18 protein-coding genes and 3 pseudogenes are annotated in these 18,486 nt (G+C 62.3%); 7 read left to right on the forward strand and 14 right to left on the reverse strand.

The genetic code is table 11. The features are described from left to right. Window positions 1–139 precede the first annotated feature (139 nt). The 9 genes and pseudogenes from HJB91_RS01265 to HJB91_RS01305 all read right to left on the reverse strand — a co-directional run bounded on the left by HJB91_RS01265 (window position 140) and on the right by HJB91_RS01305 (window position 9,414). Entirely contained in the window at window positions 140–898 is a 759-nt protein-coding gene (locus HJB91_RS01265; RefSeq protein ID WP_221153402.1) for an ABC transporter ATP-binding protein, read from the reverse strand. 47 nt (window positions 899–945) lie between these two features. Continuing rightward, the gene (locus HJB91_RS01270; protein ID WP_221153336.1) at window positions 946–1,935 is read right to left on the reverse strand and encodes an ABC transporter ATP-binding protein; all 990 of its coding nucleotides are present in this window, start codon (window positions 1,933–1,935) and stop codon (window positions 946–948) included. Window position 1,936: 1 nt separating this feature from the next. Then, entirely contained in the window at window positions 1,937–2,794 is an 858-nt protein-coding gene (locus tag HJB91_RS01275; protein WP_221153337.1) for an ABC transporter permease, read from the reverse strand. A 2-nt stretch (window positions 2,795–2,796) separates the two neighbouring features. After that, window positions 2,797–3,801, reverse strand: a complete 1,005-nt coding sequence (locus tag HJB91_RS01280) for an ABC transporter permease (protein ID WP_221153338.1) — start codon at window positions 3,799–3,801, stop codon at window positions 2,797–2,799. A gap of 117 nt (window positions 3,802–3,918) precedes the next feature. Continuing rightward, window positions 3,919–5,823: an ABC transporter substrate-binding protein gene (locus HJB91_RS01285; RefSeq protein ID WP_221153339.1), complete on the reverse strand. Its 1,905-nt coding sequence runs from the start codon at window positions 5,821–5,823 to the stop codon at window positions 3,919–3,921. Between the two features lie 181 nt (window positions 5,824–6,004). Beyond that, on the reverse strand, window positions 6,005–7,513 hold the full coding sequence (locus tag HJB91_RS01290) for an alpha-N-arabinofuranosidase (RefSeq protein WP_221123295.1): 1,509 nt from the start codon (window positions 7,511–7,513) through the stop codon (window positions 6,005–6,007). A 211-nt stretch (window positions 7,514–7,724) separates the two neighbouring features. Further along, the gene (locus HJB91_RS01295) at window positions 7,725–8,651 is read right to left on the reverse strand and encodes a transcriptional regulator (protein WP_221153340.1); all 927 of its coding nucleotides are present in this window, start codon (window positions 8,649–8,651) and stop codon (window positions 7,725–7,727) included. A gap of 105 nt (window positions 8,652–8,756) precedes the next feature. Continuing rightward, a pseudogene (locus HJB91_RS01300) lies at window positions 8,757–9,178 on the reverse strand (type II toxin-antitoxin system VapC family toxin). After that, window positions 9,175–9,414 (reverse strand): FitA-like ribbon-helix-helix domain-containing protein, encoded by a 240-nt coding sequence (locus tag HJB91_RS01305; protein ID WP_221123297.1) that lies wholly within the window; start codon window positions 9,412–9,414, stop codon window positions 9,175–9,177. The pseudogene HJB91_RS01300 and the gene HJB91_RS01305 overlap by 4 nt, the downstream one beginning before the upstream one ends. Here HJB91_RS01305 and HJB91_RS01310 point away from each other — a divergent pair. Next, complete coding sequence (locus HJB91_RS01310) at window positions 9,413–9,655, forward strand: hypothetical protein (protein WP_221123298.1); 243 nt, start codon at window positions 9,413–9,415, stop codon at window positions 9,653–9,655. The genes HJB91_RS01305 and HJB91_RS01310 overlap by 2 nt on opposite strands. A gap of 46 nt (window positions 9,656–9,701) precedes the next feature. On the opposite strand, the gene HJB91_RS01315 is transcribed toward HJB91_RS01310, so the two are convergent. The 3 genes and pseudogenes from HJB91_RS01315 to HJB91_RS01325 all read right to left on the reverse strand — a co-directional run. Beyond that, a complete protein-coding gene (locus HJB91_RS01315; protein ID WP_221123299.1) occupies window positions 9,702–10,085 on the reverse strand; it encodes a type II toxin-antitoxin system VapC family toxin in 384 nt (127 codons plus the stop codon). Beyond that, the gene (locus HJB91_RS01320) at window positions 10,082–10,282 is read right to left on the reverse strand and encodes a type II toxin-antitoxin system VapB family antitoxin (protein ID WP_210632655.1); all 201 of its coding nucleotides are present in this window, start codon (window positions 10,280–10,282) and stop codon (window positions 10,082–10,084) included. The genes HJB91_RS01315 and HJB91_RS01320 overlap by 4 nt, the downstream gene beginning before the upstream one ends. A gap of 239 nt (window positions 10,283–10,521) precedes the next feature. Continuing rightward, window positions 10,522–10,878: pseudogene (locus HJB91_RS01325) on the reverse strand (cytochrome c peroxidase); the annotation flags it as partial. On the opposite strand from HJB91_RS01325, the pseudogene acpA reads away from it, so the two are divergent. Next, window positions 10,873–11,587: pseudogene (gene acpA, locus HJB91_RS01330) on the forward strand (acid phosphatase); the annotation flags it as partial. The pseudogenes HJB91_RS01325 and acpA overlap by 6 nt on opposite strands. A gap of 55 nt (window positions 11,588–11,642) precedes the next feature. On the opposite strand, the gene HJB91_RS01335 reads toward acpA, so the two are convergent. Further along, the gene (locus tag HJB91_RS01335; RefSeq protein WP_210632234.1) at window positions 11,643–12,401 is read right to left on the reverse strand and encodes an IclR family transcriptional regulator; all 759 of its coding nucleotides are present in this window, start codon (window positions 12,399–12,401) and stop codon (window positions 11,643–11,645) included. A gap of 130 nt (window positions 12,402–12,531) precedes the next feature. On the opposite strand from HJB91_RS01335, the gene HJB91_RS01340 reads away from it, so the two are divergent. The 3 genes from HJB91_RS01340 to pcaF are packed head-to-tail and all read left to right on the forward strand — an operon-like array spanning window position 12,532 to window position 15,141. Further along, a complete protein-coding gene (locus HJB91_RS01340) occupies window positions 12,532–13,239 on the forward strand; it encodes a 3-oxoacid CoA-transferase subunit A (protein WP_210632235.1) in 708 nt (235 codons plus the stop codon). Beyond that, window positions 13,236–13,925 (forward strand): CoA transferase subunit B, encoded by a 690-nt coding sequence (locus HJB91_RS01345; RefSeq protein ID WP_210632236.1) that lies wholly within the window; start codon window positions 13,236–13,238, stop codon window positions 13,923–13,925. The genes HJB91_RS01340 and HJB91_RS01345 overlap by 4 nt, the downstream gene beginning before the upstream one ends. Before the next feature lie 10 nt (window positions 13,926–13,935). Continuing rightward, window positions 13,936–15,141 carry a 3-oxoadipyl-CoA thiolase gene (gene pcaF / locus HJB91_RS01350; RefSeq protein ID WP_221153341.1) on the forward strand — a complete coding sequence of 402 codons (1,206 nt, stop codon included), beginning with the start codon at window positions 13,936–13,938 and terminating at the stop codon, window positions 15,139–15,141. Window positions 15,142–15,326: 185 nt separating this feature from the next. Here the strand turns inward: pcaF and HJB91_RS01355 are convergent, their stop codons facing one another. Beyond that, complete coding sequence (locus tag HJB91_RS01355; RefSeq protein WP_210632238.1) at window positions 15,327–16,265, reverse strand: transglutaminase domain-containing protein; 939 nt, start codon at window positions 16,263–16,265, stop codon at window positions 15,327–15,329. A 229-nt stretch (window positions 16,266–16,494) separates the two neighbouring features. Between HJB91_RS01355 and HJB91_RS01360 the strand changes: the two genes are divergently transcribed. Together HJB91_RS01360 and HJB91_RS01365 are read left to right on the forward strand one after the other, a co-directional pair. Then, window positions 16,495–16,977 (forward strand): GNAT family N-acetyltransferase, encoded by a 483-nt coding sequence (locus HJB91_RS01360; protein WP_210632239.1) that lies wholly within the window; start codon window positions 16,495–16,497, stop codon window positions 16,975–16,977. Between the two features lie 133 nt (window positions 16,978–17,110). Beyond that, window positions 17,111–18,325 carry an MFS transporter gene (locus HJB91_RS01365; protein WP_221153342.1) on the forward strand — a complete coding sequence of 405 codons (1,215 nt, stop codon included), beginning with the start codon at window positions 17,111–17,113 and terminating at the stop codon, window positions 18,323–18,325. Window positions 18,326–18,486 lie beyond the last annotated feature (161 nt).

Here is an 18,486-nt window from a genome sequence, read left to right on the forward strand (position 1 = left end):
CTCCAGATTTCCCGCCAGGATAGTAGAACGCGTGGAGCAGGCGAGAAAGTCACTTAAAAGAATTAGGCCCTCAGGCGACCGCGCCAGAAAGCTATCGCATTCGAAGACGTCACCCCCGGTGATAGATGCAGTCGCATCCCTACACCACCGCACCAAATTCCGCCGCCAACACCGCATCCTTCAGCGCCCGCGAATACGCATGCTGCGGATCATCCAGCACGGCCCGGGCCCGCCCGCGCTCGACAATCTCACCCTTGCGCATGATGATAATATTGTCGCTGACATAATAAGCCGTCGCCAGATCATGCGTGATGTAGATGATCGAAAGACCGAGCTCGTTTTTCAGCCGCCCGAACAGGTTGACGATCGCCATGCGCAGCGACGCGTCGACCATCGAGACCGGTTCGTCGGCCACCAGCAGGCGGGGCTCCGGGATCAGCGCGCGGGCGATGGCGACGCGCTGCAGCTGGCCGCCGGAGAGTTCGTGGGGGAAGCGGCCCTTTACCTCTTCCAGCGTCAGGCCGACATGGTGGAGGGCGGTGTCGGCCATCTTTTCCGCCTGCTGCCGGTCCGGCCGTTTTCCGTCAGCCGAAAAATTGCGGGCGGTCTCGAAGAGGTAGCGGTCGACCCGCTTCAGCGGGTTGAAGGCCTCGAAGGGGTTCTGCAGCACCGGCTGCACCTCCTTCATGAAGGCCTTGCGTTCGGCCCGGCTGTGGATCGCCACGGTCTTGCCGGCAAATTGCAGCTCGCCTTCCGTCGGCTCGGCCTGGCCGAGGATCATCGCCGCCACCGTCGATTTGCCCGAGCCGGATTCGCCGACGATCGAGAGGATCTCCGGCTCGTCGCCGATCTCGAAGCTGACATCGTTGACGGCGGTGATCAGCCGCCGGCCGAGCATGCCGCCCTGGCGGTAGATTTTCGTCACATGCGAGAGGCTAAGCAGAGTCAAACCTGATCCCCCGTAACCGCAAAACACGCCACCCGCCGCTCCGGCGCGACGGTAACCATGGGCGGAACCTTCTGTGAGCAGATCTCCATGCGCTTCGGGCAGCGCGGGTGAAAGCGGCAGCCCTCCGGCGGCATGGCAAGGTTCGGCGGCCGCCCCTCCAGCGAGGGCCGGGTGGTGGGGTCGCCGATCTTCGGCAGGCTGCCGACAAGGTGCTGCGTATAGGGGTGGAGCGGCGCGCTGAAGAGTTTTGGCGTCGGCGCCTCCTCGACCAGTCGGCCGGCATAGACGATGCCGATGCGGTCGGAGACCGTCGCATGCACGCCCATGTCATGGGTGACGAACAGGAAGGACGAGCCCATCTCGCGCTGGATGTCGCGGATCATCGACAGGACGTCACGCTGCACGATGACGTCGAGCGCCGTCGTCGGCTCGTCGGCGATGATGAATTCCGGCGTCAGGATGGTGGCAAGCGCAATGGTCATGCGCTGGCGCATGCCGCCGGAGAGTTCGTGCGGATAGGCGTCGAGCAGCTGCGGATCGAGCTTCAGCCGCTGCAGGTGGTTGGCGACCTTTTCGAAGAAGACCGATTTGCTCACCTTCATGTGGCGAAAGGCGAAATCGGTGAAGGAATGGCGGATCCGGCGCACCGGATTGAGCACATTCATCGAGCCCTGCATGATGTAGGAGAGATGCTTCCAGCGCAGCGCCACGCGCTCCTCCGGCGTCATCGCATAGAGATCCTGGGTGCCGCCGCCGAAATGGAATTTGACGCTGCCGGAAACGACCCGGAGCGGCGGCCGGATGGCGCCGGCAATGGTCTTGATCAGCGTCGTCTTGCCGCTGCTCGATTCACCGGCGACGCCATAGACCTCGCCGCGGCGGATCGTCAGGCTGATGTCGTCGACGGCCCGCACCTCGCGATCGACGCCATAGAGGAAGGCGCGGTAATAGGCTTTCAGCTTGTCGATTTCGACCAGGTTCTCCATGCTAATTTCCCATCCGGTTGAGCCGGCTGCGCGGATCATTGTATTCGTTCATCGACATGGAGAGCAGGAAGAGCGCCAGGAAGAGAATGACGATGACGGCGACGGGGGCGGCCACCCACCACCAGATGCCCGAGATCAGCGCCGAATGCGCATTGGCCCAATAGATCATCATGCCCATGGTCGGCGTCTCGATATCGGTGAACCCCAGCACCGAAAGCGTGATCTCCATGCCGATCGACCAGATCATGTTGTTCATCGTCGTGGCAAAGACGATCGGCAGCACATAGGGCAGGTGCTCCTCGACCAGGATCTTGCGCATCGTCATGCCGGAATAGACGCTCTGGGTGGTAAAGGGCCGGCTCTTCAGCCCGAGCGCCACGGAGCGGATCAGCCGCGCATCATAGGACCAGCCGAGCGAGGCCATGATGACGATCAGCGCCACCCAGGTCATGTTGTCCTTCAGCACGAAATAGAAAAGGATCAGCAGCGGAAATTGCGGGATGACCATGACGCTGTCGTTGATCGCCATCAGCACCCGGTCGACCGCGCCACCGGCATAACCGGCGACCAGCCCGACCACGAGCGAGATGATGCGCGAGAGAAAGGCGACGCCGATGCCGAAATAGAGCGTGTTGCGAAGGCCGATCGTCAGCTGCCAGAACACGTCCTGGCCGCGCGATGTCGTGCCCAGCCAATATTCGCTGTCCGGCGGCATGTCGGGCGGCAGCAGATAGATGTCGGTCGCGCCATAGGGCGAGAAATAGGACAGGATCACCAGGGCGACGATGACGGCGAAGAGCAGCAGGCCGCAGAGGAATTCCATGTTCTGGCGGGCGAGGTCGCGGATGATGGTAAACATGGCTATTCCACCTTGATGCGCGGATCGATCAGCGGGCTCAGCACGTCGATGATGAAGACGGCGGCGGCGACGCCGACGATCGACAGCGCGCTGAGGCCGAGCACCAGGCTGTAATCGCCGGCATGCACCGCTTCGATCAAGAGATTGCCGATGCCGGGATAACCGAAGACGATTTCGGTGATGACGGTGCCGTTGAAGATCGCGCCGAGCGACATGGCAAGCCCGGTGAATTGCGGCACCATGGCGTTGCGGGCGATATAGGAGCGCAGGATCTTGCCCTTCGGCACGCCGCCGAGCTCGGCAAAGACGACATAGTCGTCGGTGATGATGTTGGAAACCAATGCCCGCATCCCGATCAGCCAGCTGCCGGCGCCGACCAGGATCAGCGACAGGGCCGGCAGGATGGAGTGTTTGAGGATATCGACGACCAGCGCAAGGGAGAGGTCGAGATTGGCGTTCATCTCATAGCCGCCATTGATCGGCAGCACCGGCCAGATGAAGCCGAAGACGATGAGCAGCACGAAGGCGAGGATGTAATAGGGAATGGGCAGCATCGCGATGAAGACGAGGCTGACGGCCTTCAGCACCATGTCCTTGCGGTAATAGCCCGCAAGCGCGCCGATCGCATTGCCGAGCACGAAGGTGATCAGCGTCGACACCGTCATCAGGCCGATCGTCCAGGGCAGCGAGCGCAGGATGATGGTGGAGACGGGGGTCGGAAAGGCCGAGAGCGAGGGGCCGAGATCGCCGGTCGCCAGCCGAAGCCAGAAATGCAGATATTGCTCCCAGATCGAGCCCTGCATGCCGTAGAGCTCGCGCAGCGACTGGCGCATCAGCTCGATCGCATTGGGATCGGACTGACCCATCTGGGTGATGGCGCCTATGCTTTCTTCGACCGGATCGATCGGGGTCAGGTGGGTGACGAAGAAGGTGATCGTCACGCCGAGAAAGACGACGAGCAGAAACTGACCAAACCGCTTCAGCACAAAGATCAGATAGGGCGTCATAAGGCAGTGGTTCCTCTCTGCTTCCCTTCTTGAAAGGATCGACGAGCATGGCAGCTGGGGCACATGCCCGCCGATAAGGGGGCCGGCGCGGTGGCTTACGCGCCGGCGTTGGGAGGGTTATTGCGGCTGAGCCGGCTTCAGCTTGACCATCATCAGCCGCGAATTCGCCCAGTTCGGCACCGGATCCGTATAGGGGTCCTTGATGGTGGGATAGCCGGTCCAATAGGTCGTATCCATCGAGGTGAAGACGTTATAGGACATCAGCGGGATCGTCGGCATTTCGCGGGCGACCAGCTTCAGATAGTCCTTGCCAAGCTCCATGCCCTTCGGATCGTCGGCGCTGATGCCGCGGATGCTCTCGATGATCTTGTCGAGCTCCGGATTGGACCAGCGCTGCCAGTTGCGCGGCGGCTGAACCTCGCCCTTCTTGGCGACGAACTGCGAGTGCCAGCTGTCGAGGAAGAAGGAGAGGTCGGGATCGCCGCCCCAGGTTTCGACGCTCCAGGCGATCGCCACCTGGAAATCGCCGGGCTGCAGCGCCGTCTGCCAAAGCTTGGCGGCCGGCACGGCCTTGGCGTCGATGCCGAAGGCCGCCCATTGCTGCGCGATCAGCGTGCCGGCGCGGGTGAAGACGGAGCGCGTGTCGCCTTCGACCGTCATCCGGATCTTGAAGGGCTGACCATCAGGCGTCAGCCACTTGCCGCCTGACTTTTTGAAGCCGGCCTTCTCCAGCAGTTCACCGGCCGCTTTCGGGTTCGGCTTCCACCAGCCATAGCCGAAGGCACCGCTGATCGCTTCCGGATCGGTCGGGATCTGGTCCTTGAACTTCGGCTGCTTGCGCAGGATATCGGCGATCTGTTGCCCGACCGTCGGGTCATAGGGCTTGATCTTGCTCTTGCCGGTATCGATCTCGAAATCCTTCAGCCAGTCCTGCATCGGCGCCTGATAGTCTTTCATCGTCGCCGCTGTCGGCGGCACGCCGAGTGCCGAAAGCGTCGCCGCTCCGCGATAGCTCGCCATGTCGACGGCCTTGATGTCGATCAGCAGGGCCAGCGCCCAGCGCACATCGGCATTGTCGAAGGGCGCTTCCTGGGTGTTGAAGATCACGGCCGGCAGGGTCGGATCCGGATGAGCGAACGGGAAGCCCGGGAACCAGGTGTCGATCGTCTTCGACTTCTCCTTGAGGGTGAACATGCCCTCCGGCGTGTTGTCGTGGATGATATCGAGATTGTGCTCGAGCTGGGCGATCGTGCGCTTATCCGGCGGGCCGGGATCGGTATAGGTCACGTATTTCGGGGCCGGCTCGCCGAAGCGGGCAAGCGAGGTGCGCTGCCAGTCGTCGCGCTTCTCCCAGGTGTACCATTTGCCCTGCGGATCGTAGGCCTTCAGCTTGTAGGCGCCGAGCGAGACGGGATTGGCGAAATCGTAGCGAAGCGGATCCTCGACCTTCTCGAACACGTGCTTCGGCATGATCCAGGCGCCGTTCCAGCGCACGGTGAAGATCGCATGGAAGCGCGAATTCGGCTTCTTCAGCTTGAACACCACGGTCTGCGGATCGGTCGCCTCGACGCTTGCCACCTGCACCGAGAAGGCCGCACTCCAGACCATGCCGGGATGGTCCATCTGCGTCTTGACGGTATAGACGACGTCATCGGCGGTGAATTCCACGCCGTCGCTCCAGTAGAGCCCCTTGCGCAGTTTGACGGTCATTTCGGTGAAGTCGGCATTATATTGCGGCTTGTCGGCGGCGAGTGAATTGTCCCAGGCCGCACCGCCAAGCCCCTGTTCGGGATCGATATACCAGAGCGTATCCATGGTCAGCTGCTGCAGGCCGGTCGAAACCCCGCCGCCGCCATTGACCCAGATGTTGAACCAGCCGGGATTCTTGATCGTCCCTTCCGGATTTTCAACGATGAGCGTCTCCTTGCGCGGCAAGGAGGTGTAGTCTTCGGCGATGGCCAGACCGGTCAGGCCGAGCGTGGCCAGCACGAAGCCGAATGCAAACCTCTTCCACTTTTGCATGAACTCCTCCCTTGTAAGCGACGATGCGGCGGCCGCTGAGGCGCGCATGGGCATGTCGCGGTTGTCGGTTCGCAGAAGTGACTTGGCAGAGCCGTTAAGTCTTCGGCGAACCATCCGTCCGGCTACCTGCCTCCTCGCAGGGAGCCGATACTTCAGCCGGGGCTTAACCCGGCGGCGGCTGTCACACCGACAGCCGGATGACGTTGTAGGACAGCGGCTTCAGCGCCGCCCGTACCCGTCCGTCCTCGATCTTGGCGCTCTCGACCTTGGCGGGCACGACTGTCTCCGGCCGCCGCGCCGTGTTGACGGCTTCGAGATCGCCATGGGTCATCTCCACCTGCTCGATCAGCCGGGCGCCGCCAAAACCCTCCAGCCGCACGTCGAGATCGAGCGCGCTATCCGGGTGGCGGTTGACGGCAAAGAAGGTCAGCGACCGGCCATCCTCGGAATGCACCGCCGAGACATCGAGATAGGGAACCTCGTTCTCTTCGTCGCTGTCATAGGTCGGGCCGTCGACGACGAGTTGCAGCGCCGATCCGCGGCCATATCGCGAGGCGTAATAGAAGGGATAATAGATCGTCTGGCGCCAGGCCGCACCACCGTCCTCGGTCATGATCGGCGCGATGACGTTGACGAGCTGGGCGATGCAGGCGATGCGCACCCGGTCGGAGCGGCGGATGAAGGTGTTGAGGATGCCGCCGACCTGCAGCACGTCCTCGAAATTATAGACGTCTTCGAGCAGATGCGGCGCGTCCGGCCACTCGTCGCGGGCCAGGATCTCCTTGTCCTGCTGGTTGGAATGGTACCAGACGTTCCATTCGTCGAAGGAAATGCCGATCGTCTTCTTCGAGCGCTTCTTCGCCTTGATGTAATCGATCACGCCGCCGATCGTGGTGATGTAGCGGTCGAGCTTGGTCGCCCGGGCAAGGTAGTTCAGCGTGTTCTTCTCGCGGTTGGCGAAATACATATGCAGCGAGATGTAGTCGGCGCTGTCATAGCACTGGTCGAGAACCTCGGCCTCCCACTGCGGATAGGTCTTCATGTCGGAATTCGACGAGCCGCAGACGACGAGCTCGAGCGACTTGTCGAAGCCGCGCATGGCTTTTGCCGTCTCGTCCGCCAGCCGGCCATATTCATAGGCCGATTTGTGGCCGACCTGCCAGGGCCCGTCCATCTCATTGCCGAGGCACCAGAGTTTCACGTCGTGCGGATTGGACCAGCCGTGCTTGCGGCGCAGGTCCGACCAGTAGGTGCCGCCGGGATGGTTGCAATATTCTAGGAAATTGCGGGCGGCGTCGAGGCCGCGGGAGCCGAGGTTGACGGCGAGCATCGGCTTGGTATTGGCCTTCTTGCACCAGTCGACGAATTCGTTGACGCCGACCTGGTTGGCTTCGCGGGTGCGCCAGGCAAGGTCGAGGCGCACCGGCCGCTCCGAGCGCGGGCCGACGCCGTCTTCCCAATTATAGGCCGAGACGAAATTGCCGCCGGGATAACGGCAGTAGGGCGTGTCGAGCTCACGCACCAGATCGAGCACATCGCGGCGGAAGCCGTCTTCATCGGCCGTCGGATGTCCGGGCTCGTAGATGCCGCCGTAGATCGCTCTGCCGAGATGCTCGAGAAACGAGCTGTAGAGCCTGGCGTCAATGGTCGCGATGCGAAAATCGCGGTGGGCAACGACATTCGTCTTCAACGGATCCTCCCCGTTTATGTATCAGGATTTTTGTTTTCGTGCCTCTAACTTGATATCAGGAATGTGGTGATGTCAACCGAGAGGCTGATTTAATCATACTAATGCCTATCCGGATGAAATATGTTAAGTTACAATAACTTACCTAAATTTAGCGGCTACTGAAATAGGAAATAAATGCAATTTTTAAATCAGGATATCCGATATTATAAATTCACACATGCAGCCGCATGATGATATCGCGGCCGTGATTGCCGAAGCCGCGGCCGAAGATATTGACGCCGCCGGTATGGCCGGCGTTCTCGGCGATGCCGACGCGCAGCCGGATCGAGGAATGCTGGCCAAGCGCCAGATCGCTGAGCGTGACGTTCGATGCGGCGATACCGTCGATAAAGGTGCCGCGCGTCGAGATCCGCCAGGTTTTCATCGTCCCGTATTGCGAACCCTCGAGCTTCCACCAGGCCGGCGTGAAGGAGCCGCGCTTGTCGCCGTAATCGCCGGGCGAGGTCCAGGTGCCGATCGCCATGCCGTTGACCCAGAGCGTGACGTCGGACGGCCAGTCCGGATTGGTGCCCGGCACCTCGGACGACAGCTCCAGCGAAAATTCGATCGCCCGGATTTCCTTGTTCAACACCTTGGCATTGTTTGGAAATTTGTATTCGACATAACCCCTGCCGAACCAGACGAGCCCGGCCTGCATGCGCTGTGGGTCGAGGAAATAGTCGGGCACATCGAGCGGGCCGATGACGCTTTCGGTCGAGCAGAGGCCGCAGGGCGCATGCACGTCGCAGCTCGTATAGAGCCCGACCGGCATCTCGACCTCGATGATATTGTTGGCCCGCTGCGCCGCACTTTCCTCGAAGCTGATCAGGATTTCGCTATAGACCGCCGAGCAGATCTTCTGGTTGCCCTTGCGCGCCTTGGCGAGCCTGGAATCGACCAGCCCGGCATCCTCGAGGATCTGGATGCCGGTGGCGACGGTGGATTGCGGCAGGGAAAGCGTCTGGGCGATATCGTTGATGTTGAGCGGTCCCTTGGCGCAGAGCAGCTTCAAGATCTCGATCCGCGCCGGCGCCGAAAGCGCTCGAATGGCCTCACTATTCTCGCCGGCGGCGATCGTTAAAAACGAACGTTCCATCATGTCCCCATAATTTCCGAAGTAATGATGTATATCGGAAATTATGATGCATCAAGGGATAGTTGGGCCGACCAGGTCTGGATTATACGAGTTGCATTCGATGCGGGCTCAGCGATACTTCCACGGATTGATGATCTGCAAGCCACTTCCCTCGAAATCGGACACATTGCGGGTAGCGAGTGAAGCGCCGCGCGAGATGGTGATCGCCGCGATCTGTGCTCAAACTGGCTGATCGGCCTGCCGGCCTTGCGACGATCGGTGGCAATGATGGCGTAGACATCTGCCGCGTCACGATCGAATGGCAGGACACGGCTACTGAGATCCTCATTGAATATCGGCAGGACCGCCGCCTCGAGATCACTCCGGCGCCGACCGGGAGGGAGGAGGCGCAAGCTATATAGAATTTCCGCTTCGGTGACCGCTGTCGTAAATACCGATGAGGGATGTTGTGCGCCCAGCGAGTCGATGACAGCCGCAGTCGGCGCCGGCGTGAGCAGTTCCGAAACGACGTTGGTATCGAGAATGATCACGCGTCGAAGTCCGGCGCGTCGCGGATCGGCTCTCGGGGTGGAATTTCGAGTTCAACTCCCCCGACCGGGCTGCAGGCGGGCGCGAATGATCTCGGCCAGGTTGCGCGCTGCCGGCTCGGGGTCGCAAGTGCCGTACGCAGAATATCGCGTGCTTCATCTTCCATGGAACGGCCATGCGTCGCGGCGCGAACGCGCAGCCGCTGCTTCAATCCCTTATCCAGATTGCGGATCGTCATGCTGGATCTTCTTAAACAATTGCTGCGCAAGGATACTCATTTTAAACATGAGGATGTCGTATCCGCTTTGGCTGAATTGAAAGCGCCGGAAGCTATAGAAGCGTTGTCTCAAGCTTGCTTGTGGGTTCCAGCTTATCTGGAATTTGACGAAGCTCGAGCTCTCGCGGTCAAAGTCATTTGGGCGCTAGGCGCGCGCGATCCCTGGCCAGCAGGCGCAGGCTGCCTTGATTGCGCTCGGTGAAAATCAAAACGCAAGCAGAGGCGGGCACGAAACTAAGTGTCGGCAATTAGCTGCGCCTATCGACCGGGGTGTATAGTGAAACGCCCGCCTTTCCGGCTGCTCCCTGCAGACGCTTGTCTCTGGTCCAGAGGGCTGCTCGCCGATCAAGGAGGACCGAGGCCAGCACATGGGCATCCGTATAGCCAATGCCCATGCTGAAAATGTTGTGGCGATCAATCATGACCATGACTTCGTCGTGTGTGGCGACGGCGACTTCGCGTTGGGCCGCGAGGAAAGCGATAACGCTGCCGCGATTGCGAAGGCTGCCAAGAGCCAACTCGCCAATCACAGCCGGATGGCACAGGAGACGATCATCCTCGATAATCTTGCGCAGCTCTGGATCGGCATGGCGGAAATGATCAATCCAAATCGAAGTGTCCGCCAGAATCACTTGGCCACGGCGCTCCGGCGTCGTGGGGCTGCCTCTGCCTCCGGCATGGTTCCCCCGAGCGCGATGAGGCGTTTTCCGGATTCCACCCGGACAAGTGTCTCCAACGCTTGGCGGACGAGAGCGGCAGTTTCTTTTGTGCCGGTCAGGGCCTTGGCTTTTTGCATGAGAGCGTCGTCGAGGTTAATAGTCGATCGCATCGTCCAGTTCCCTGTTCTGACGCTTAAATAGCACCATTTGGTGCTGAGATCCATGCTTGACTCGACCCCGATACGTCGGAAATTGTTAGAACCTTCAGCCTATTCAGCGATTGCGTCAGTGCCCGTTCGCCTCGGGCTGCAGATCGGCATCCGTCAGCGTCCCGAGGAAGGCGACGATGTCGTCGATCTCGGGATCGGTCAGTGCGGGCGCATCACCGGGTTTCCGGCCGAAGGGCGGGCAGCGGGATCTTCGCCTGATCGGCGCCGCGGTCGACCCGGCCGTCCCAGGTCAGGCCGACGGTCGGGCCGTTGTCGACGCTTTCGTCACCCTCGTCCTCGGAATCGTAATAATGCTCGGTGAAGGCGGGCACGGCCTGCAGGTAGCGCAGCGTCGGAACGGCGCGCAGGCCCGGCCGGTCCATATGCTCGCCGCCCAATTCGACCGGCGCTGCCGATGCCGGGCCGAAAGCATGCGCCGGGTCATGGCAGGAGGCGCAGGCCTGCAGCCCGGAGGCCGACAGCGATGGATCCGAGAAAAGTTTGCGGCCGAGTGCGGTCAGCGTCTCGGCCCGGGCGAAGGCCTCGGCGCTGCCAAGGACGGCGATCCAGCCTATGCCGATCCCAATGCGGCAACGACCCTGCCGCCGCAACATGAAACCACCATCGGCGATCTCCTGTCGCTGAAGGGCGTCAGCTGGGGCCTGGTAAAGCGGCGCCTGGCAGGCGGCCCTTGACGGCAAGAACGTCACGCCGGTGCCGAACTTTCAGTTCCACCACCAGCCCTTCAACTATTTCGCCAATTTCGCCCCCGGGCACCCCGGCGCGTGCCGAACATCTGAAGGATGGCGGCCTGGCCGGCGAGGCCTTCCTGAAAGATATCGACGACGGCAAGCTGCCGGCCGTCTCCTTCTACAAGCCGCAGGGCAACCTCAACGAACATGGCGGCCATGCCGATGTTTCGAGCGGCGACCAGCATCTTATCTTGCCGATATCGTCTCGCATCTCGAGAAGAGCCCGCAATGGAGCCATATGCTGGTCATCGTCACCGATGACGAGAATGGCGGTTTCTGGGATCACGTCGCGCCGCCGAAAGCCGACCGCTGGGGGCCCGGGCAACCGCATTACGGCCTTCGTCATCTCGCCCTTCGCCAAGGCTGGCACGGTCGATCACACCCAGTGCGATACGACCTCGATCATCCGTCTGATCACCGCGCGCTACGATCTGCCGCCCGCGACACGGCGCTGCGCGCCAACGGCCAGCCGCCGCTGGGCGACCTCACAGCCGCGCTCGAGCTGACGCATTGACCGATTGCACGTGGCCCCGGTTTTAACTGGGGCCGCGCCGCCTTCAGGCTCTTCTTCACCGGCGCAGCAGCGGCCGCAAGGCGGCCTGCGTTTCCTTCAGCAGTTCGAGATAGCGCGCTTTCATCTCGGCGGCCGGGACGAGGGCGGCCGGCGCGCCGATATTGATCGCCGCGATCGTTTCGCCGCGGTCGTTTTCGATTGGGACGGCGATCGAGCAGAGGCCGATTTCCAGCTCCTGGTCGATGATGGCGTAGCCCTCGGCGCGCACCCGGCGGAATTCTTCGATCAGTTCTTCCGGGTCGGTCCTGGTCTTTGGCGTGTTTTGTTTGAGCTCGCTGCGGGCGAGGATGGCGCGCGCCTCGTTTTCGGAAAGGGCTGCCAGCAGCACCCGGCCCATCGAGGCGCAATAGGCGGGCAGGCGGCTGCCGGGGGTGAGATTGATCGACATGACCCGGCGCTGCGCGGCGCGGGCGATATAGACGATCTCGGTGCCGTCGAGCACCGAGGCCGAGGCGCTCTGGCCGGCCTGTTCCGAGAGATGATCGAGATGCGGCTGCAACAGCGCCGGCAGCGGTGTCGCCGCCAGATAGGCATGGCCGAGCCGCAATATCTTCGGCGTTAGCGTGAAGAACTTGCCATCGTAATCGGCATAACCGAGCTCGGCGAGCGTCAACAGCGAGCGGCGCACGGTGGCGCGGTCGAGCCCGGTCAGCTTCGCGGCTTCGGCGATCGACAGCCGCGGGCGCGTCTCGCCGAAGGCTTCGATGACTTTCAAGCCGCGGGCAAAGCCGCTGACGAAATCGGTTTCGCGCATGAATTCGCTTCTCCACTTATCCAGCATTGTGTGCGATATACGAACAAAAGTCAAATAACGCACAAAATATCTTGCCGCTGCTCCTGCTGCATTCTATTTCTGATGACAAGAACGGGCTGAGGAGATCCCCATGGACAAGACAATCGCGAGCACGGCGCAGGCCGTCTCCGAGATCGGCGACGGCGCCACCGTCATGATCGGCGGTTTCGGCGGCTCCGGCGCACCGATCGAGCTGATCCATGCCCTGATCGACAAGGGCCCGAAAAACTTGACTGTGATCAACAACAATGCCGGCAACGGCCGCATCGGCATCGCCGCAATGATCGATGCCGGCCTGGTCCGGAAAATGATCTGCTCCTTCCCGCGCTCCTCGGATCCGCGCGCCTTCACCGACAAATATCTGGCCGGCGAGATTGAGCTCGAACTGGTGCCCCAGGGAACGCTGGCCGAGCGCATCCGCGCCGGCGGCGCCGGCATTCCGGCCTTCTACACCCCGACCGGCTACGGCACCGAACTGGCCGAGGGCAAGGTCATCGCCGAATTCGACGGCCGCCACTATGTGCAGGAGCGCTGGCTGAAGGCCGATTTTGCGATCGTCAAGGCTCAGGTCGGCGACGTCCACGGCAACCTCACCTACAACAAGGCCGGCCGCAATTTTAATCCGCTGATGTGCATGGCGGCGGCCAGGACGATTGCCCAGGTCTCCTCGATCGTGCCGGCCGGCGGCATCGATCCCGAGCATGTGGTGACCCCCGGAATCTTCGTCGACCGTCTCGTCGCCGTCCCCCATCCCCAGCAGGAAGAAGAGCTCATCCGAGCCGGAGTGGCCTACGCATGACCGTCGATATCAGGGACGACATCAAACTTTCCAATGCGCAGATCGCCTGGCGCGTCGCCCAGGACATTGCCGACGGCGCCTATGTCAATCTCGGCATCGGCTTTCCCGAAATGGTCGCCCGCTATCAGCCGCCCGGCCGCCAGGCGATCTTCCACACCGAAAACGGCATCCTCAATTTTGGCGAGCCGCCAGCCGAAGGCGAAGAGGACTGGGATCTGATCAATGCCGGCAAGAAGGCGGTGACGCTGAAGCCGGGAGCCGCCTTCTTCCACCATGCCGACAGCTTCGCCATGGTGCGCGGCGGTCATCTCGATGTCGCGATCCTCGGCGCCTACCAGGTGGCGGAGAACGGCGATCTCGCCAACTGGCGGGTCGGCAGCAAGGGCGTGCCGGCGGTCGGCGGCGCCATGGACCTGGTGCATGGCGCCAAGCAGGTCTGCGTCATCACCGAGCACGTCACCAAGACAGGCGAGCCGAAGCTGGTGGAGAAATGCAGCTTTCCGCTGACGGGTGTGGCCTGCATCACCCGCGTCTATACCAGCCATGCCGTCATCGACATCGTCGACGGCCGTTTCGTCCTGCGCGAGAAGCTTGCCGCCATGTCGCTGGAGGAATTGCAGGCGATGACCGGCGCGGCCCTCCATCTCGAGGGGCCGGTGGCCGATCTCGTCGTCCCGAAACTCTAAAGGAAACGCCATGACCGAAGCCTTCATCTGCGACTATATCAGGACGCCGATCGGCCGCTTCGCCGGCGCGCTTTCTGGGGTGCGGGCCGACGATCTCGGCGCCATCCCGCTGAAAGCGCTGATGGCGCGCAACGGCAGCGTCGACTGGGAAGCCGTCGACGACGTGATCTTCGGCTGCGCCAACCAGGCGGGCGAGGACAACCGCAATGTCGCGCGCATGTCGGCGCTGCTCGCCGGCCTGCCGGTCGCGGTGCCGGGCACGACGATCAACCGGCTTTGCGGCTCCGGCATGGATGCGGTGATCACTGCGGCGCGCGCCATCCGCGCTCGCGAGGCGGAGCTGATGATCGCGGGCGGCGTCGAAAGCATGTCGCGCGCGCCCTTCGTTATGCCGAAGGCCGAGACGGCCTTTTCCCGGGCCGCCGAAATCCACGACACGACGATCGGCTGGCGTTTCGTCAACCCGATGATGAAGAAGCAGTACGGCGTCGATTCCATGCCAGAGACCGGTGAGAATGTCGCCGAGGACTACCATGTCAGCCGTGAGGACCAGGATGCCTTCGCGCTACGCAGCCAGACGAAGGCGGCGGCAGCACAGGCGAGCGGACGGCTGGCGAAGGAGATCATCCCGGTCACCATCCCGCAGCGCAAGGGCGAGCCCGTCATCGTCGACAAGGACGAGCATCCGCGCGCGACGACGATCGAGGCTCTGGCGAAACTTGGCACGCCATTCAAGAAGGAAGGCGGCACGGTGACGGCGGGCAATGCCTCCGGTGTCAATGACGGAGCGGCGGCGCTGATCGTCGCCTCGGGAGCGGCGGCGCGAAAATACGGCCTGACGCCGATTGCCCGCGTCCTCGGCGGCGCATCTGCCGCCGTTCCGCCACGGGTGATGGGCATAGGGCCGATCCCGGCCTCGCGCAAGCTGATGGCGCGGCTCGGCCTGATCCAGGAGCAGTTCGACGTCATCGAACTCAACGAGGCCTTTGCTAGCCAGGGGTTGGCGGTGCTACGCGAACTCGGCATTGTCGATGACGATCAACGGGTGAACCGCAATGGCGGCGCGATCGCGCTCGGCCATCCGCTCGGCATGTCGGGCGCCCGGATCACCGGCACGGCGGCGCTGGAGCTTGCCGAAACCGGCGGACGGTATTCACTGTCGACCATGTGCATCGGTGTCGGGCAGGGGATTGCGATCGCGCTCGAGAGGGTTTGAGCGCAAAACCGACGCTTGATATCGAGAGGCGCCGCATCTCCAGCTGAAGGTGCTCCGTTGCCGCGGCACATCATTTCAGACGCGAAATCCTATCACGGGAGATGGATTCCGGTTGCGCGCATGGGTCATGGGCAGTGGGAAAGCAGGTCCTTTCAGTCTGAAAGCGTGGGCAATCTTGCAGCGCTTCAGCCCTCGAGCACGCTTTCCTGACGCCGTCGCAATGAGTTGAAGACCGTGTGCGGGAGCCGTAGTTTAGGATCCTCGGAAAAACGCCGGCTCAACGCATCGAAATCTGCATCTGGATCGGCCGTAATCAAAGCGACCTCGTCAAAGAAATCCAGTTCGGAATGCGAAAGCGTCGCGTTTAACGCGGGTTGCGCTCCCCAAACGTCCCAAGGCAGGATTTCGCGACCGTTGAGAGTGGCGAGATCTCGGATCAGGTTACCGGCGATGAACCACAGACCACGAAGCTGCTCAAACTCGATGCCGAACAGATTTGGATCGAGTTCTCCGCTGCGGCATCTGCGCCAGGCCTCGGAAGCGGTCAGGAATTGGGCGCGCGGAACGTCATGGATGTCGAAACGAATTCCGAGATTGCGGATGAAACCCCCGTCGAGCTGGCTGTCCAGCAGGGCCCAGCGCCCATCAGCCGCTTTCCAATACTCACATACCCAATGATCCTCGAACTTGCCCGGATTGAAGTAAGTGGCGAAGCCTCCGCGGCCACGGGCGGGAATTCCGTGCTGCCGAAGGATTGCGACGGACAGCAACATGTAATGGCGGCAGATTCCGACCAGACGCTTCTGGGGCGGCCGGGCGACGGAGAGCGGACGGTCGTCGAGCACCAGCAACGCATCGAGCATCTTCTCCAACGGCCGGACGTGGCTTTCGCCGCGGCGCGCTTCGGGAACCTTGTAACCGTAGAATGGTTCTGCGGCGTGCTCGTAGATCAGCAAAGCCTGCGCCGTGTGGGCAACGCCGGCCGGATCGGACGGCAGTATGTCGAGGAGCGCAGAATGGCGGCCGGGCGCGCTAAAGGCAGAATGCCTTGTATAATGTTCATGCTTGCAATGCTGCGCGCCATCATTGCCCGCGCAAGGGGCGGAAAGGGCCTTGGCGTTCATGATAAACCTCCTGCGGATGGACTGCCGGTACGCCTGTTCTGCCATGGGCTCTGAAGGGGTGTTTGATCCTGGTTGCTGACGTTTGCGCCTTATTCGCCCCTGGAGCTTTGTGAAGACAGCGCGCTGTTCGCTCCCGGCAGGGCGCATCGTAACCGGCACGATATAACCGGCCGCGCTATGAAACGCGCGGAACGTTGCGTGCCGCGATCTCCTTCGATAAAAACCCGGCATGCTGATCCGACTCGCAAACGACGACGACCGAAGCGCGATCTGGCGGATCATCGGCCCGACGATCCGCGCCGGCGAGACCTATGCGCTCGATCGCGATCTTTCCGAAGTCGATGCGCTCGCCTACTGGATGGGAGCGGACCGCGAGACCTTCGTCGCGGAAGAGGATGGCATTATCCTCGGCACCTATTACATCAAGGCCAATCAGGCGGGCGGCGGGCGCCACGTCTGCAATTGCGGCTACATGACCGATCCCGCCGCAAGAGGCCGCGGCGTCGCCCGCCGCATGCATGAACATTCGCTGCAGCATGCCCGCTTGCGGGGTTTTCGGGCCATGCAGTTCAACTTCGTCGTCAGCAGCAATCGCCGCGCCGTCGCGCTGTGGCAATCGCTCGGCTTCGACATCGTCGGCCGGCTGCCCGGCGTCTTCCTTCATCCGACCGAGGGCTATGTCGACGCCTTGGTGATGTTCCGCACTCTCTAAACGGCACGTGGAAAAAAGATGTAAGCGCGCTGTCGAAATCGCAGCGGTTCAAACGTCTTTAATCGCAAGGCGCGGAACCGGCGGACCGGCTGCACGCGCCGCGATCACTCTGTCGGCATGGAGGTATGAAGCCATGAGTGTTTCCTATCGTTGGGTCATCGTCGCAGTCGGCGCCCTGATGTCGTGCGTCGCCATCGGCGCAATGTTCTCGCTGGCGATTTTCCAGGAGCCGATCGCCACCGCGACCGGCTGGTCGCATGTCGGGATTGCCGGCGCCATGACGCTGAATTTCCTCGTCATGGGTCTCGGCGGTTTCCTCTGGGGGGCGGCAAGCGACCGTTTCGGGCCGCGCCTCGTCGTGCTGGTCGGCTCGGTGTTGCTCGGCCTGGCGCTGGTGCTCGCCAGCCGCACCGCAACGCTCATCGAATTCCAGCTGACCTATGGCATCCTGGTCGGACTGGCCGCCAGCGCCTTTTTCGCGCCGATGATCGCCGCGACCACCGCCTGGTTCGACGTCAACCGCGGTCTTGCCGTATCACTCGTATCGGCCGGCATGGGGGTGGCGCCGATGACCATCTCGCCCTTCGCCCGCTGGCTGATCTCGGCCTATGAATGGCGCCCCGCCATGTTGATCATCGGCGTCGCCACCTGGGTGCTGCTGGTGCCGGCCGCGCTGCTGGTCAGGCGCCCGCCTGCCGAGAGCGTCGATGCCGGCACGGAGTTTGCCGCGGCGGGCGCTCGGCCGCAGCTGTCGAAAGTCTTCCGGTCGCCGCAATTCATCGTGCTCGGCCTCACCTTCTTTGCCTGCTGTGCGGCCCATTCCGGGCCGATCTTCCACATGGTCAACTATGCGACGATCTGCGGCGTCGCGCCGATGGCGGCCGTCAGCATCTACAGTGTCGAAGGCCTGGCGGGCCTCGGCGGCCGGCTGCTCTATGGCAGCCTCGCCGACAGGCTCGGCGTGAAGCCGGTCCTGGTCGCCGGCCTCCTCGTGCAGGCGGCCGCGCTCGCGACCTATCTCCTGGTCAGCGAGCTGACGGAGTTCTATGCGCTCGCCATCGTCTTCGGCAGTGCCTATGGCGGCGTAATGCCGCTCTATGCGGTGCTGGCGCGGGAATATTTCGGCCAGCGCATCATCGGCACCGTGCTGGGCGCTGCGACCATGCTCTCCAGCCTCGGCATGGCCTTCGGCCCTCTGATCGGCGGCTGGATCTTCGATACGTTCGCTAATTATTCCTGGCTGTTCATCGGTTCTGCGATGGTTGGGCTCGGGGCTGCGGCAATCGCGCTGGCATTTCCGCCGCTTGTCCGGCGGGAGCAGGAGGCGGTTTTCGGTGTGTCGTCATGAGGAGTCTCCAATCAAGGAAGTCTGCAAGACCAGTCTCAAGAAAGAACCCTCCCCAATCCCTCCCGATAAGGGGGAGGGGCTAAGCTCTCGCTGTATGGGGCCAAACAGCGAAACTTTTCTGCAGATGAAACGGTGAAATGGTACGCGGTTGCGGCACTTTG

Origin of the sequence: Rhizobium sp. NLR10b, from assembly GCF_019685435.1 — a bacterium.
Taxonomy (GTDB): Bacteria; Pseudomonadota; Alphaproteobacteria; order Rhizobiales; family Rhizobiaceae; genus Rhizobium.